The sequence below is a fragment of the Streptomyces sp. NPDC002574 genome, assembly GCF_042889545.1.
Lineage (GTDB): Bacteria > Actinomycetota > Actinomycetes > Streptomycetales > Streptomycetaceae > Actinacidiphila.
Map to the genome: position 1 here is coordinate 468792 of NZ_JBIARB010000008.1, position 14271 is coordinate 483062.

The window sequence follows — 14271 nt, forward strand, 5'->3', positions numbered from 1 at the left end:
GCTGCTCACAGAGTGCCTGGTCACCCCGTAAGCAACGCGTAATAGGTCGGTCAGCCGATCTCCAGGCCCGCGTAGTTCTCCGCCAGCTCCGCCGCCGCGTGCCGGGAGGCCGCGATGCGGTCGAGCTGGCTGACCTGCAGCCGGGCGTCGAATTCACCGTGCGCGGGATCGGTGTGCAGGGTCGTGGTCATGAACCAGGAGAAGTGCTCGGCCCGCCACACCCGGCGCAGGCAGGTGTCGGAGTACGCGTCCAGGAGTGCCTGCGACCCGGTCTCCTGCAGGTACGCGAACGCCCTTGCCAGGACGACCACATCGGCGGCGGCCAGGTTGAGCCCCTTGGCGCCGGTGGGCGGCACGATGTGCGCGGCGTCCCCGGCGAGCAGCACCCGGCCCCAGCGCATCGGCTCCGTGACGGAACTGCGCATCGGCAGCACCGCCTTGGCGGTGATGGGCCCGCGCTCCAGCTTCCAGTCGCCGTCGATCGCGAAGCGGGCGTCCAGCTCGTCCCAGATCCGCTCGTCGGACCAGTCGTCCGTGTCGGTGCCGTTGGGCACCTGCAGATAGAGCCGGCTGACTTCGGGCGAGCGCATGCTGTGCAGGGCGAAGCCGCGCGGCGAGTGCGCGTAGATCAACTCGTCGCAGGACGGCGGGACGTCGGCGAGGATGCCGAACCACGAGTACGGGTAGACCCGCTCGTACGTCCGGCTCGCGCCCCGCGGGACCGCGCGGCGGGTCGGGCCGTGGAAGCCGTCGCAGCCCACGACGTAGTCGCAGGTCAGGGTCTTGTCGCGGTCCTCGTGGGTGTAGTGGATCACCGGGCGGTCCGTGTCGGCCCCCCCGACCGCCATCACCTGGGCGCCGAACACCAGCGGGGCGCCGTCCTCGATCTGCAGGGCGATGAGGTCCTTGACGACCTCGGTCTGCGCGTACACCCACACGCGGCGGCCGCCGGTGAGGTCGGGGAAGTCCAGGCGGTGCGTGCGCCGGTTCCAGCGCAGTTCGATGCCGTCGTGGACCATGGCCTCGCGATCCAGCCGGCCGGCCGCGCCGGAGGAGCGCAGCACGTCGACCGTGGACTGTTCGAGGATGCCGGCCCGCTGGCGGTGCTCGACATAGGCGCGTTCCCGGCTCTCCAGGACCACGCAGTCGACGCCTGAGCGGTGCAGGAGCCGGGCGAGCAGCAGGCCGGCGGGGCCGCCGCCGACGATGCCGACGGTGGTGTGGGGCTGCATGGGTGGGCTACTCCCCCTCTTCCGAAACTTCTTCCGGTCCGTCTTCCCGTAGTGCTGGGTCTTCTGGTTCCGGTTCTTCTGGTTCTTCCTCTTCGAGGACGCGGTTCGCGATGGCGAACGCCGCGTTCGCGGCGGGCACGCCGCAGTAGATCGCCGACTGGAGCAGGACCTCCTGGATCTCCTCCCGGGTCAGTCCGTTACGGCGGGCGGCCCGGACGTGCAGTGCCAGTTCCTCGTGATGGCCGTGCGCCACGAGCGCGGTGAGCGTGACGCAGCTGCGGGTCCTGAGGTCGAGGCCGGGACGGGTCCAGATCTCGCCCCACGCGTAGCGGGTGATGAAGTCCTGGAACGGCGCGGTGAAGGCCGTGGTCCGCGCGACCGCCCGGTCCACGTGGGCGTCACCGAGCACCGCGCGCCGGACGGCCGTGCCCGCGGCGTGCCGGGAGCCGTCGTCGGCGGCGGGGCCGGGCGTCAAGTGCCCCAGCAGCGCGGCCAGTACCGGAGCCGGGCACTCGACGTTGGCCAGGTGCGCGGCGTGCCCGACCTCGGTGAGGCTCGCGCCGGGGATGCCGTCCGCGAGTTCCCGGGCGTCGGCCACGGGTACGACGGGATCCTCCCGCCCGGCGACGACGAGCGTCGGCGCGGTGATCGCGGCCAGTCCGGCGCGCACATCGTGCGTGGCGAGCACGTCGCACAGCCGCGCGTACGCCTCCGGGTCGGCGGCCCCCAGATCGTCCACGAGCGCCTCGGCCGCGGGGCCCGGGACGGTGCCCGACGTGAACCAGCGGGCCGCCGTGGTGTCGGCGACCGGCCCGGTGCCCTTCGCCCGCACCAGCGCGGCCCGGTCCCGCCAGCCCTCGGGAGTCCCGAAGCGGGCCGCGGCGCACAGCACCGCCAGCGAGGTCACCCGCTCCGGGCGGTGGATCGCCAGCCAGGTCCCGACCGCGCCGCCCAGCGAGATGCCCGCGTACGCGAAGCGCTCGATGCCGAGCGCGTCGGCGAGTTCGAGCACCAGCCGTCCCAGGTCCGCCGTCGTGGGCTCCGGCGGCAGCAGCCCGGCGGGCGTGCCGCCGTGCCCCGGCAGGTCCCAGCGGATCACCCGGTGGTCGCGGGCGAGCGCGGGCACTTGGGCGTCCCACACCGCCAGCGACGTGCCCAGGCTCGGCCCCAGCAGCAGCGCGGGCCGACCGGCCGCCCCGTCCACCCGGTGATGCAGCAGCCGCGGCTCCGCGGCGTCGGGCGATGTGCTGCCGCTCATGCGTCCTCCTCTGTGCGGGCGTTCGGGTGGGCTCGGGCGGCCGGAAGGTCACAAGGCGGAGCCCGGCGGGTCGGGGCGGCGCAGGGCCCGGTCGACGAGAGCGGCCGCGGAGCCGGTGTAGCGGGTCGGGTCGGTGAGGTCGCGCAGGCGCTCCTTGGGCAGGAGGGCCGCGAGGGCGGGGTCCTCGGCGAGGACGTCGTCGAGGTCGATGCCCTCCTCGACGGCCCGGAGCGAGGCCCGGGAGAGCGCGGCTCTCGCCTCGCCGCGGCCGATCAGGGCGGCGAGGGCCGCGGCCAGGCGCTCGCTGACGACCAGGCCGCCGGTCGCGTCGAGGTTGTCGCGCATGCGGTGCGGGTGGACGCGCAGTCCCTCGGCGAGTTCCGCCGCTCCCCGCGCCGCGCCGCCCGCCAGCCGCAGGGCCTCGCGCAGCGGCTGCCACTCGGCGTGCCAGGCGCCGGCCGGCCGTTCGTCCTCGGCGGCCAGGGAGCCGTACAGGACGGAGGCGAGCGCGGGCACTTGGCGGGCCGCGGCGGCGATGAGGGCGGCCCGCACGGGGTTGGCCTTGTGGGGCATGGCGGACGAGTCGCCGCCGGTGCCCTCGGTGACCTCGCCGATCTCGGTGCGGGTCAGCACCAGGACGTCGGCCGCGATCTTCCCGAGCGCGCCCGTCGTGTGGGCGAGCGCTCCGGCGAGGTCGGCGACGGGGGTGCGCAGGGTGTGCCAGGGCAGCCCCGGTTCGGCGAGCCCGGTCTCGGCGGCGTAGGCGGCGATCAGCCGCTCGCCGAGGTCGGGCACCCCCTCCGCGCCGCCCGCGCCGTCCGCCGCGCCCGCTGTGGACGCTGTGGACGCTGTGGACGCCTCGGCGAAGGCGTGGAACGCCGCGAGCGTGCCCGCCGCGCCGCCCAGTTGCGCGGGCAGCGCGGTGCGGACGGCCGTCAGGCGGTCGTGGGCGTCCAGGACCAGGGCGCGCCAGCCGGCCGCCTTGAGCCCGAAGGTGGTGGGGACGGCGTGCTGGGTGAGCGTGCGCCCGGCCATGGGCGTGGTCCGGTGCTCACGGGCGAGCCGTCCGAGCGCGCGGGCCGCGCGGGCGAGGTCGTCGAGCACCGGCGCCAGCGCACGGGAGGCCACCAGCATGGCGGCGGTGTCGGTGATGTCCTGGCTGGTGGCGCCGCGGTGGACGTAGGGCGCCGCGGCTTCGTCCCGCTCCCCCACGGCCGCCGTCAGGTCGGCGACCAACGGGATGACGGGGTTGCCGCCGGGGCGGGCGCGCAGCGCGAGGTCGCGCGCGTCGTACCTGCCGGTGTCCGCCGCGGCGGCGGTGACGGCGGCGGCCGCCGAGGCGGGCGCGAGGCCCAGCGCGGCCTGCGCGCGGGTCAGCGCGGCCTCGGCGTCGAGCATGCCGCGGACGAACGCGGCGTCGCCGGTCGCCTCCTCCACGGGCGTGCCGGCCCGGCCCGGGGAGAGCAGGCCGGCGTCCGCGAAAGGTTCAGTCGAAGGCAAGGAAGACCGTCTCCTCATGCACTCCGTCGTACTGCAGGCGGACGTCGAAGCGGTGGACGCCCTCGCCGTCCGGAGTGGCGACCAGCGTGGCACGCCGCCCGGGTTCCAGCGAGCCGAGCAGCGCGTCGCCGGCCGCGTCCTCCAGATAGACGCGGGTGTGCAGATGGTGCAGCAGGCCGCGCGCGAAGACGATCATCGACAGGTACGGGACGCCGCCCGGCGGCAGCGTGCGGAAGACGTAGTGCCCGTCGGCGTCGGTGGGCACGCGGCCGAAGCCGGTGAAGGCCGGCCCGTCACGGCCGAGGACCGCGCCGTTCACCGGGTCGCGGCGCAGCGAGCCGGGGGCGCCGTGCCGGGAGCCGTCGGGGGCGGGCTGCCAGATCTCGATCAGCGCGTCGGGGACGGGCTGCCCGGCGCCGTCGTACACGTACCCGTGCACGGTGATCGTGCCGGGATGCCCGGCGGGCGCCAGATCGCCGCCCTTGGCGAAGGGCAGCGCGTAGCCGTAGAAGGGGCCGACGGTCTGCGAGGGCGTGGGGGCGAGAGGTTCCGCCGGATCGGGGGGCGGGGTCATCGGCCCTCCTCGGTCCAGGTGGCGGCGGGTCCGTCCAGGACGATGTCCCAGCGGTAGCCGAGCGACCATTCCGGGGTGGACAGTTCGTGGTCGTAGGCCGCGACCAGCCGCCGGCGTGCCGAGTCGTCGGTGACCGACTGCAGGATCGGGTCCCGGGCGAAGAGCGGATCGCCGGGGAAGTACATCTGCGTGACCAGGCGCTGGGTGAACGCCGTGCCGAAGAACGAGAAGTGGATGTGCGCCGGGCGCCAGGCGTTGACGTGGTTGCGCCAGGGGTAGGCGCCGGGCTTGATCGTGACGAACTCGTACGATCCGTCGTCGCCGGTCAGGGTGCGCCCGACCCCGGTGAAGCCGGGGTCGAGCGGGGCGGGGTGGTCGTCGCGCTGGTGGGCGTAGCGGCCCGAGGCGTTGGCCTGCCAGATCTCGACGAGCTGACCCCGTACCGGCCTGCCCCGCCGGTCCAGGACGCGCCCGGTGACCCGGATCCGCTCTCCGAGCGGCTCGCCCTGGTGCTGCCGGGTGAGGTCGTGGTCCAGGGCGGTGATGTCGGTGACGCCGAAGACCGGCCCGGACAGCTCGACGGCCTCGGGGTCACCGCCGGCCGTACCGGCGGCGACCAGCGGGCGCTTGGGGTGCCGCAGCGCGCTGCTGCGGTAGGGGGCGTAGCCACGCCTGGGGTGGTGCTCGACGGCCGCGCCGTCCGCGAGGCGTTCGGCATAGGCCGCGTGCGCCTCCGCGATCTCGCGGGAGACTTCGTCCTGCGTGAGCGGGGTGGCCATGCGGGGCGCTCCTACCTCTCCAGGACCAGGGCGAGGCCCTGCCCGACGCCGATGCACAGGGCCGCCAGGCCGGTGCCGGAGCCGCGGGCCGCGAGCTGGTGGGCGACGGCTCCGGCGATGCGGGCGCCGGACGCGCCGAGCGGGTGGCCGACGGCGATGGCGCCGCCGCGCGGGTTGACGAGCGCCGGGTCCAGTTCGGGCCAGCCGGCCAGGCAGCCCAGCACCTGGGCGGCGAAGGCCTCGTTGAGCTCGACGGTGCTGAGGTCGCCGAAGCCCTTGCCGGACTTGGCCAGGGCCTTGCGGACGGCCTCGACAGGGGCCAGGCCGAAGTAGTCGGGCTCGATGCCGGTGACCGCGGAGGCGCGGATGCGGGCGAGCGGCTCGCGGCCGGTGGCCCGCAGACCCTCCTCGTCGACGATCAGCAGGGCGGCCGCACCGTCGTTGAGCGGCGAGGAGTTGCCCGCGGTGACCGTGCCGCCGTCCTTGCGGAAGGCGGGCTTGAGGCGGGCGAGCGCCTCCATGGAGGTGTTGTCGCGGATGGTCTCGTCACGGACGAGGTCCACGCCGTCGAGCGGCACGACCTCAGCCTCGTACAGACCGTCCTTCCACGCGCGGGCGGCCTTCTCGTGGCTGGCGACAGACCAGGCGTCCTGCTGCTCGCGGGTGATGCCGTGCCGGTCGGCGATCAGCTCGGCGCTCTCGCCGAGCGGGATGGTCCACTGCGGGTTCATCCGCGGATTGACCATGCGCCAGCCGAGGGTGGTGGAGTACATCTCCTGGTGCCCGGCGGGGAAGGCCCGTTCGGGCTTGGGCAGCACCCACGGGGCGCGGCTCATGGACTCCACGCCGCCGGCTATGGCGACGGAGACGTCGCCGACGGCGACCGCGCGGGCGGCCTGGATGACGGCTTCGAGGCCGGAGCCGCAGAGCCGGTTGACGGTGGTGCCGGGGACGGTGACGGGCAGTCCGGCCAGCAGGACGGCCATGCGCGCGACGTCGCGGTTGTCCTCGCCGGCGCCGTTGGCGTCGCCGAAGAACACGTCGTCGACACGGGCCGGGTCGAGGTCGGGGGTGCGGGCCATGAGCGAGCCGACCACGTGCGCGGCGAGGTCGTCCGGGCGCACGCCCGACAGGGCGCCGCCGTACTTGCCGACCGGGGTGCGGACGGCGTCGACGATGTAGACCTCGCGCAGCTGCTGGCTCATGACTGGCCTCCTTGGCCGGTGGCGGCGACGGCGGCGTTGCCGGCGCCAAGGGTGGTGCGGACCGGGGCGGCGGTCTTCTCCAGAATCTCCTCCACGGCGACGCCGGGAGCCGTCTCGACGAGGACGAGTCCGTCGTCGGTGACGTCGAGGACGCCGAGGTCGGTGATGATCCGGTCGACGCACGCCTTGCCGGTGAGCGGCAGGGCGCACTCCTGGAGGATCTTGGGGCTGCCGTCCTTGGCGGTGTGCGTCATGGTGACGATCACGCGCCGGGCGCCGTGCACGAGGTCCATCGCACCGCCGATGCCGGTGACCAGCTTGCCGGGGATGGCCCAGTTGGCCAGGTCGCCGCGGGCGGAGACCTGCATGGCGCCCAGTACGGCAGTGTCGATGTGGCCGCCGCGGATCATGCCGAAGGACAGCGCGGAGTCGAAGAACGCGGCGCCGGGCAGGACGGTGACGGTCTCCTTGCCGGCGTTGATCAGGTCGGGGTCGACCTCGTCCTCGTACGGGAAGGGGCCGGTGCCCAGGATGCCGTTCTCCGACTCCAGGACGACCTCGACGCCCGCGGGCAGGTGGTTGGGGATCAGCGTCGGCAGGCCGATGCCGAGGTTGACGTACTCGCCGTCACGCAGTTCCAGCGCCGCGCGGGCGGCCATCTCGTCGCGTGTCCAGGCCATCAGGCCGACACCTCCCTCGCGGTGACCGTGCGGAACTCGATCTTCTTGTCGGCGGCCTGCTCGGCGGTGAGGGCCACCACCCGCTGGACGAAGATGCCCGGAAGGTGGACCTGGTCGGGGTCGAGTTCACCGGGCTCGACCAGTTCCTCCACCTCGGCGATCGTGATCCGGCCGGCCATGGCCGCCAGCGGGTTGAAGTTGCGGGAGGACTTGGCGAAGACCAGGTTGCCGTGCCGGTCGCCCTTGGCGGCCCGGACCAGGGCGAAGTCGGTGGTGATGCCGCGCTCCAGGACGTACTCGACGCCGTCGAACTCGCGGACCTCCTTGGGCGGGGAGGCCAGCACCACCCCGCCGTCGCCGTCGTAGCGCCAGGGCAGTCCGCCGTCGGCGACCTGCGTGCCGACCCCGGCGGGCGTGTAGAAGGCGGGGATGCCGCAGCCTCCGGCGCGCAGCCGTTCGGCGAGGGTCCCCTGCGGGATGAGTTCGAGCTCCAGCTCGCCGGCCAGGTACTGGCGGGCGAATTCCTTGTTGGCGCCGATGTAGCTGCCGGTGACCCGGGCGATGCGCCCGGCGGCGAGCAGGACGGCGAGGCCGGACTCCAGGGCGCCGCAGTTGTTGGAGACCACGGCGAGACCGCCGGTCCCGGCGTCGTGGACGGCCTGGATGAGCGTGTCGGGCACACCGCTGAGCCCGAAACCACCGACGGCCAGCGACGCCCCGTCATGGACGTCCGCCACGGCCTCGGCGGCCGAGGCGACCACCTTGTCCATCCTGTGCCACCTCTTGTTCGCCTGGTGAACTTAAGTTCACAATCTTCCGTGGCCGAGTCTGATCCTCGGCGCCCGCTCTGTCAACGTTTCGGGGCGGTACGGTTTCGACGACATATCTCCATGCTGGAGCGCCCATGACATCCCCCGCACTCGCGACCGCTCCCCCGCCGCAGGAGGCCGTGGGCCCCCTCATCCGGGGGCTCGCCGTGCTGCGCGGGCTCGCGGCGGCCGACGGACGGCGCTCGGTGGGCGACCTGGTGCGGGACACCGGGCTCGCCCGCTCCACCGTGGACCGGGTCGTCAGCACGCTCACCCGCACCGGCTACCTGCGCCTGGAGGGCCGGGACGCGGTCCTCGCGCCCCGGCTGATGGAACTGGGCAACGCCTATCTGGCCGCCAGCCGGCTGCCCGAGGTCCTCGGACCGCTCGCCGACGCGCTGGCGGACGGCCTGGACGAGTCGGTGTCCATCGCGGTGCCCGACGGGGACGGCGTGCGCTTCGTCCACCAGGTCACCCGGCGCCGCGCCATGTCGCTGACCTTCCGGCTGGGGGACCTGCTGCCCGCCGAACGGGGCGCCCCCGGCGCGCTGTTCGCCTCCGGGTGGGGCGAGCCGGAGTGGGACCGCTGGCGGCTGCGCCGGGCGACCGACCCCCACGGCGCGGGCTTCCCCGCGCTGCCCGACGGGCACGGCGAGGGCGCCGCCTCCTTCGAGGAGCGCGTCCGGGCCGCCCGCGAGCACGGCTGGTCGGCGGACGACCAGCTCATCGAACCCGGCCTGATCGCCGTCGCCGTACCGGTGCGCGACCCGTCCGGTGCCGCGGTGTGCGCGGTGAGCGTGGTCAGCCACACCAGCCGGCACAGCGCCGCATCGCTGCGGGAAGCGGTGCTGCCGCGGCTGCGCGTGACCGTCGCCGCGATGGAACGCTCCCTCGCCGCCCCCGCCGGCCGGCCCGCCGCCGCGACGGCCGGCCCCACCCCGGCGGCCTGGACGCGGGCCTCCAAGCAGGAGCTCGGGCCGGAGTTCGTGGAGTCCCTCGCGCGCGGGCTCACCGTGCTCACCGCCTTCGGCGAGGGCCGCGCCGAACTGCCCCTGACCGCCGTCGCCGAGGCCACCGGACTGGCCCGGGCCACCGCGCGCCGCTCCCTGATCACCCTGGAGCACCTGGGCTACGTCGCCGCCGAGGGCCGGCTCTTCCGGCTCACCCCGCACGTGCTGGAGCTCGGCTGCGCCCACCTGTCCCGGCTGACCCTGTCCCAGATCGCCGGGCCGCACCTCGTCGGCCTCGTGGAGCGCGTGCACGACTCCGCCTCCATGGCCGTGCTGTCGGGCGCGGACATCCAGTACGTGGCCAGGGTCCCGACCGTCCGCATCATGAGCGTCAACATCACCGTGGGCACCCGCTTCCCCGCCTACGCCACCGCCATGGGCCGGGTCCTCCTCGCGGGCCTGCCCGACGGCGAGCGCGCCGGGCTCCTCGCGCGCACCGATCGTGCCGCGCTCACCCCGCACACCGTCACGGAAGCGCGGGCCCTGAACGACGTCCTCGACGTGGTCACCGCCGACGGCCACGCGCTGGTGAGCGAGGAACTGGAGGAGGGCCTGCGGTCCATCGCGGTCCCCGTCCGGGACGGCACCGGCCGCGTCGTCGCCGCTGTCAACGTCTCGATGCACGCCAGCCGCCGCACCGTCGAGCAGTCCCGCGCCGACCTCCTCCCCCCGCTCCGGGAGGCCGCCGCCCGCATCGAGGAGGACCTGCGCGTCGTGGGCCGCTACGCCCGCGTCGCCGTCTCCTGACCGGCCGCCTCACGACGGGGACGAAGGCCCGCCGTCCGCGTCGGGTGCGTCCACGTTCCACTCGGCGGGCAGGTCGCTCCCGCAGAAGACGCACACGAAGTCGTCCTCACGCACGATGCCGCGCTCCCCGCACCCCGTGCAGCGACGGAAGACCACCGCGTGCGTGAACCCGGGCGGACGGCCGAGGCCCGCGCGGTCCAGGGCGCGGGCGACGGAGGGCCACGAGACGGTGTCCGGACTGTAACCGGTCGAGAGATTGCTGACCTCGACGGCCGCCCACGTCCCGGAGGTCTCGCGGAAGGCGATCTCCCCGGCGCCCAGGACATCCTCGCCCTCGGCACACGCCACGTGCTCGCTGCGGCGCGGCGCCAGGCGCAGCACACCGGCGACGTCGACGACGTAGGTGAAGGGCTCGGCCAGGTCCGCCGTCGTCTGTTCGGCCGCCCAGGCGGCCAGGTCACCCGCGTCGCGGATCGGCCGCCCGGTACCCCCGGGAGGGACGGCGGACCGCAGGTCCGCCGGTCCCACGTAGCGGTAGTGCCGTACCCGGTGGTCCACGCAGCGACCGTAGAACATCCGTCCCACCGGGGGAACCGCGGCGGCCGGGCGTGCGTGATCACAAGACGTGATCCCGAAGAACGTGGCAGGGCCGGCACTCGTCCACCTCACCGCGGTGTGGTTCGTGGGCTGTGCCCTCACCGCGATCGGGTTCGAGGCGGTGCTGTTCGGGTTGTTCACCGGCGGGGCGGCGGCGGGGGTGGCCGCGGCCGTCTGCTGGGCGCCGTTCGCGGTGGCGCTGCTCGCGGCGCTGGGATTCGCGGCGCGCCGGCTGAGCCCGGTGACGGCGCTGCGCGTCGGGGTGTGGGCCTGGGCCGTCGGCGTGTTCGGGGCGGGCACGGCCGGAGTGCTGATCGCCGTGGCCGTGCGCCTGCATGTCGACGGCCTGCGGAACGGCCTTGTGCTCTGCGTCTCCGGAGGGTTCTGCTACGCCCTCGCCGCCGCGCTCCTCCTGCCCGGCGCCCGGACCCGGATCGCCGCCGTCGCGGCGGCCGCCGTGTTCGCGACCGGCGGGGCCTGGACCGCCTGGGACGCCGGGCGGCTGCCCACCCTCGACACGTGGATCCGCGCCAACGGCGTGGACCGCGGCCTGCTGCGCGTGGGCGACCCGCCGCCGGGCTACACGCTGCGCGTCCTCGGCGCGGGTGAGGACGGTTTCGGCGCCGACTACGAGCGCCCCGGAACGACCGCCATGCACCTGGCCGTCGAACGCACCGGCCACGACGCCACCCGGCGCGTGGACGCGCGCGGCTGCCCGGTCCCGTTCGGCGGGACGATCCGGTGCACCGACGACGGCGGGGGCCGCCGGCTCGTCACGTACGAGGGCGCCTACGAACGGCGGGAACTGCAGGTGCGCCTCGGCGGCCTGGTCTGCACCGTGACCCTGTACGACCGCGGCCCGGCCCCCGGGGCCGGACTCCCGGCCGCCCGCCGCGTCCTGTCGACCCTCCGGCCGGCGACCGACGCCGAACTCGCCCCGCTGGTGCGGCTTCCCCTGCGCGGGTGACCCGCCGCGACATCGCGGCGCTCAGAGCACCCCGAGCCGGTGCAGCACCCGGCTCTGCGCCGGGGAGGGCCACAGCGGCCAGGAGAGGTAGCAGACGCCGCCGGTACCGCTGCGGACCTGGCCGTCGGCGGCGTAGCGCTTCGTTCTCAGCCAGTTGGTCTCGAACTGCTCCCGCCGGTAGACCCGGCGCACGGCCTCGTCGTCCGGGCTCGCCGGGTCGTTGACGATCACATCACCCTCGGGGGTGAATCCGATGACGCACATCAGATGACCGGAGGTGCCGTAGCCCGCCCCGTCCAGCTCGGTGGCGAGGAAGGACTGGGACGTCATCACCGGGATGCCGGCCCGGATCAGCCGCTCCACGTCGTGCAGGCCGTGCAGGCGCGTCACGGTCGCGACGAGGTTCCGGTAGGTGGCGGTATAGGCCGTGTTGAAGGGCCAGTTGCCGCAGCCCTCGTACTGGTAGTCGTAGGTGAAGCGGGCGGCGTGGTCGACCTGCGGGTCCTCGTAGGAGGGGTCGACCCAGGCGAGCTCGTCGTCGTCCGGTCCGCGGCCCCAGTACTCGATCACCATCTGCGAGGAGGTGGGGCTGCACCAGGCCTCGCCGCCGTTGTCGTACTCGGGGTACTGGCCCTTGTGGATCTCCTGCGAGTAGCGCGGAACGGGCAGTTCGATGCCGCGGGCGACGCCGGGCTCGGAGGCGGGCACCGTGAAGCGGTCCGGGATGTCGGAGGCCAGCCCGCCGACCCGCCAGACGGTGGGGCTCGCACGGCTGCCGGGGCGGCGCAGCAGGGTCAGGCGCAGCCGGTACCAGGCCAGGCGCAGGCCGGAGGCGGGGTCGTCGATCGCGAGGGTGTCGGTCGAGACGCTGCTCTTGGCGTCGGTCTGGCCGTCCACCGAGGTGCGCCGGATGTCGGCGTCGCCCGAGGCCCAGCGGCCCATGACGTACCAGGGGGTCGTGCTGCCGTCGGTGTACGCGGCGCGCAGCTCGACCTGGATCCAGGTGTCCGCGGGGGTGCGGGCGTTCCAGGAGGCGACGATCTCGGTGGCGGGACTGCGCGGGGTGTGGACCGGCGAGGTCCACGTGGCGGTCTCCCACGTCTCGGTGATCCCGGTGTGCGGGTCGGCGTACTCCAGGACGCCCGAGGGCCTGCCGATGGCGATCCCGGGGCGGGGACCGGGCTCGACGCAGGTGCCGCTGCCGTCGCCGCTGTGCCAGTCGGACCAGCGGGTCCATGCGTGGTGGTCCACCGGGGCCTCGTCCTGATCGCCGTACGGGTGCCGGCCGGGACGGCCGCCGGACGGCCCGGGCTCGCAGGGGCGGCGGTCCCCGCCGGTCGCGGCGAAGGCCCGCGGAGCGGCCGCGACGGTCGCGGCCACGAGGGCGGCGGCCAGCATCGTACGGCGTGCGGCGGGTCGTGTCATGAACGGTCCCCCTGTCATGAGCACGGGCGGCGGTTTCTCGGCTGTCGCCCCGCGCGCGCCTCTCGACCATCGGTTCCCGGCACATTGGAGCACGGTCCGTGGTCGATACCATTGAATGCAGCCAAGGGACACGCCAAAAAAGTGTCAAGGATATCCGCACCGTTTCGCACGCATTACTCATATTGACTTACCGGAAAAAACGCGAACGGAGTGTCATCCACGCACCCCGCATGGCGGATGAGAATCTTGCGCTTCTGGCCATGTCGACGCCGCTCCGGAGGAAGCCTGATGACACTCGGTGCCGTCAGAAGCAAGCGCACACTGGCCGGTCTGGCCGTCCTCTTCACCGGGGCGGCGGGCTGGCAGGCGCCGGCCGGAGAGGCGGCCGTGGCACCCACCGCGCAATGCGCCACGTCCGTGCCGTTCCGCTCCGGCACCGGCGGCTACCACACCTTCCGTATCCCAGCCGTCCTGCGGATCGGCAAGAGCACCGTGCTGGCGTTCGCCGAGGGCCGCCGTACGTCGGCGGACGACGAGGGCGACATCGACGTCGTGCTGCGCCGCTCCCTGGACGGCGGCTGCACCTGGCAGGCGATGCGCGTCGTCGCCCGCGGCGCCGGCGAGACGTTCGGCAACCCCACACCGGTGGCCGACCCGAAGACCGGCCGCATCGTGCTGCTGATCTGCCGCACCGTCGGCGATCTGACGAAGAGTCAATTGGGCGGCAGCTCCGAGGCGGTCTACGACGCCCGTCAGGTCTGGGAACTGCACAGCGACTCCGGCGGGGCCAAGTGGTCCGCGCCCCGGCAGATCACCAAGAGCGTCAAGCCCGCCAACTGGCGCTGGTACGCGACCGGGCCCGGCCACGCCATCGCGCTGCGCAACGGTCCGCACGCCGGGCGCCTGCTCGTCCCGGCCAACCACACCGCCGTCGTCGACGGCGAGGTCGTGCACGGCGCCCACGCCCTCTACAGCGACGACCACGGCAAGACCTGGCACATCGGCTTCGTCGAGGAGGTCCCGGGCGGCTGGATCAATCTCAACGAGACCACCATGGCCGAGCTGCCGGACGGCCGGATCTACATCAACAGCCGTGACGACGGCGGCTTCTCCAACGCCTCGCGGGCCAACGCCTACAGCACCGACGGCGGGGAGAGCGTGGAGGGCACCTTCGAGCCCCAGGAGGCCATCGAGGGGCCGGAGGTGCAGGGCAGCGTCCTGCAGCTGCCGGGCGGGCCGCTCTTGTACTCCGGACCCTCCGATCCGGGAGCACGGGCCGCCATGGAGGTCCGGGCCAGCGACGACGGCGGCATCTACTGGGAACCGGCCCTGCTGACGAGTAGTCACCCGGCTGCGTACTCCGACCTGGTGGACTTGGGGGGTGGCACGGTGGGGCTGCTCTACGAGACGGGAAGCACTTCTCCGTACGAGACCCTGACCTTCACCCGGTTCACCACGTGACCGGACCGGCGGGCGCAGACATTCGGG

At 74.1% G+C, this 14271-nt stretch carries 13 protein-coding genes; 3 read left to right on the forward strand and 10 right to left on the reverse strand.

Annotation, left to right across the window (positions count from 1 at the left end):
• Positions 1 to 50: 50 nt before the first annotated feature.
• The 8 genes from ACFYXS_RS22265 to ACFYXS_RS22300 are packed head-to-tail and all read right to left on the reverse strand — an operon-like array spanning position 51 to position 7998.
• On the reverse strand, positions 51 to 1232 hold the full coding sequence (locus ACFYXS_RS22265) for a 4-hydroxybenzoate 3-monooxygenase (protein ID WP_389250727.1): 1182 nt from the start codon (positions 1230 to 1232) through the stop codon (positions 51 to 53).
• 7 nt (positions 1233 to 1239) lie between these two features.
• On the reverse strand, positions 1240 to 2490 hold the full coding sequence (pcaC, locus tag ACFYXS_RS22270) for a 4-carboxymuconolactone decarboxylase (RefSeq protein ID WP_389250729.1): 1251 nt from the start codon (positions 2488 to 2490) through the stop codon (positions 1240 to 1242).
• Between the two features lie 48 nt (positions 2491 to 2538).
• The gene (pcaB, locus tag ACFYXS_RS22275; protein ID WP_389250731.1) at positions 2539 to 4008 is read right to left on the reverse strand and encodes a 3-carboxy-cis,cis-muconate cycloisomerase; all 1470 of its coding nucleotides are present in this window, start codon (positions 4006 to 4008) and stop codon (positions 2539 to 2541) included.
• Positions 3977 to 4564 carry a protocatechuate 3,4-dioxygenase subunit alpha gene (gene pcaG / locus ACFYXS_RS22280; protein WP_389250733.1) on the reverse strand — a complete coding sequence of 196 codons (588 nt, stop codon included), beginning with the start codon at positions 4562 to 4564 and terminating at the stop codon, positions 3977 to 3979. The genes pcaB and pcaG overlap by 32 nt, the downstream gene beginning before the upstream one ends.
• A complete protein-coding gene (gene pcaH / locus ACFYXS_RS22285; RefSeq protein WP_389250735.1) occupies positions 4561 to 5343 on the reverse strand; it encodes a protocatechuate 3,4-dioxygenase subunit beta in 783 nt (260 codons plus the stop codon). The genes pcaG and pcaH overlap by 4 nt, the downstream gene beginning before the upstream one ends.
• 11 nt (positions 5344 to 5354) lie before the next feature.
• Positions 5355 to 6548, reverse strand: a complete 1194-nt coding sequence (locus ACFYXS_RS22290) for a thiolase family protein (RefSeq protein ID WP_389250737.1) — start codon at positions 6546 to 6548, stop codon at positions 5355 to 5357.
• Positions 6545 to 7228, reverse strand: coding sequence for a CoA transferase subunit B (locus ACFYXS_RS22295; protein ID WP_389250739.1), 684 nt, complete (start codon positions 7226 to 7228; stop codon positions 6545 to 6547). The genes ACFYXS_RS22290 and ACFYXS_RS22295 overlap by 4 nt, the downstream gene beginning before the upstream one ends.
• Positions 7228 to 7998, reverse strand: coding sequence for a CoA transferase subunit A (locus ACFYXS_RS22300; RefSeq protein WP_389250741.1), 771 nt, complete (start codon positions 7996 to 7998; stop codon positions 7228 to 7230). Before ACFYXS_RS22300 ends, ACFYXS_RS22295 begins: the two co-directional genes overlap by 1 nt.
• A 134-nt stretch (positions 7999 to 8132) precedes the next feature.
• On the opposite strand from ACFYXS_RS22300, the gene ACFYXS_RS22305 reads away from it, so the two are divergent.
• On the forward strand, positions 8133 to 9794 hold the full coding sequence (locus ACFYXS_RS22305; RefSeq protein WP_389250743.1) for an IclR family transcriptional regulator C-terminal domain-containing protein: 1662 nt from the start codon (positions 8133 to 8135) through the stop codon (positions 9792 to 9794).
• Positions 9795 to 9803: 9 nt separating this feature from the next.
• Here ACFYXS_RS22305 and ACFYXS_RS22310 read toward each other — a convergent pair whose 3' ends face one another.
• Entirely contained in the window at positions 9804 to 10352 is a 549-nt protein-coding gene (locus ACFYXS_RS22310; RefSeq protein ID WP_389250745.1) for a hypothetical protein, read from the reverse strand.
• Between the two features lie 67 nt (positions 10353 to 10419).
• Here ACFYXS_RS22310 and ACFYXS_RS22315 point away from each other — a divergent pair, with 67 nt between their 5' ends.
• Entirely contained in the window at positions 10420 to 11358 is a 939-nt protein-coding gene (locus ACFYXS_RS22315) for a hypothetical protein (RefSeq protein WP_389250747.1), read from the forward strand.
• A 21-nt stretch (positions 11359 to 11379) separates the two neighbouring features.
• Here ACFYXS_RS22315 and ACFYXS_RS22320 read toward each other — a convergent pair whose 3' ends face one another.
• Complete coding sequence (locus tag ACFYXS_RS22320) at positions 11380 to 12783, reverse strand: peptidase C39 family protein (RefSeq protein WP_389250749.1); 1404 nt, start codon at positions 12781 to 12783, stop codon at positions 11380 to 11382.
• A gap of 288 nt (positions 12784 to 13071) precedes the next feature.
• Between ACFYXS_RS22320 and ACFYXS_RS22325 the strand changes: the two genes are divergently transcribed.
• The gene (locus tag ACFYXS_RS22325; RefSeq protein WP_389250751.1) at positions 13072 to 14244 is read left to right on the forward strand and encodes an exo-alpha-sialidase; all 1173 of its coding nucleotides are present in this window, start codon (positions 13072 to 13074) and stop codon (positions 14242 to 14244) included.
• Positions 14245 to 14271: the final 27 nt, after the last annotated feature.

Excerpts from the sequence above, each read along its gene's own strand:
- ACFYXS_RS22300 (WP_389250741.1), bottom strand. The coding sequence starts at position 7,998 with ATGGACAAGGTGGTCGCCTCGGCCGCCGAGGCCGTGGCGGACGTCCAT.
- pcaG (WP_389250733.1), bottom strand. The coding sequence starts at position 4,564 with ATGACCCCGCCCCCCGATCCGGCGGAACCTCTCGCCCCCACGCCCTCG.
- ACFYXS_RS22320 (WP_389250749.1), bottom strand. The coding sequence starts at position 12,783 with ATGACACGACCCGCCGCACGCCGTACGATGCTGGCCGCCGCCCTCGTG.
- ACFYXS_RS22295 (WP_389250739.1), bottom strand. The coding sequence starts at position 7,228 with ATGGCCTGGACACGCGACGAGATGGCCGCCCGCGCGGCGCTGGAACTG.
- ACFYXS_RS22305 (WP_389250743.1), top strand. The coding sequence starts at position 8,133 with ATGACATCCCCCGCACTCGCGACCGCTCCCCCGCCGCAGGAGGCCGTG.
- pcaB (WP_389250731.1), bottom strand. The coding sequence starts at position 4,008 with ATGAGGAGACGGTCTTCCTTGCCTTCGACTGAACCTTTCGCGGACGCC.
- ACFYXS_RS22265 (WP_389250727.1), bottom strand. The coding sequence starts at position 1,232 with ATGCAGCCCCACACCACCGTCGGCATCGTCGGCGGCGGCCCCGCCGGC.
- ACFYXS_RS22290 (WP_389250737.1), bottom strand. The coding sequence starts at position 6,548 with ATGAGCCAGCAGCTGCGCGAGGTCTACATCGTCGACGCCGTCCGCACC.
- ACFYXS_RS22325 (WP_389250751.1), top strand. The coding sequence starts at position 13,072 with ATGACACTCGGTGCCGTCAGAAGCAAGCGCACACTGGCCGGTCTGGCC.
- pcaH (WP_389250735.1), bottom strand. The coding sequence starts at position 5,343 with ATGGCCACCCCGCTCACGCAGGACGAAGTCTCCCGCGAGATCGCGGAG.
- pcaC (WP_389250729.1), bottom strand. The coding sequence starts at position 2,490 with ATGAGCGGCAGCACATCGCCCGACGCCGCGGAGCCGCGGCTGCTGCAT.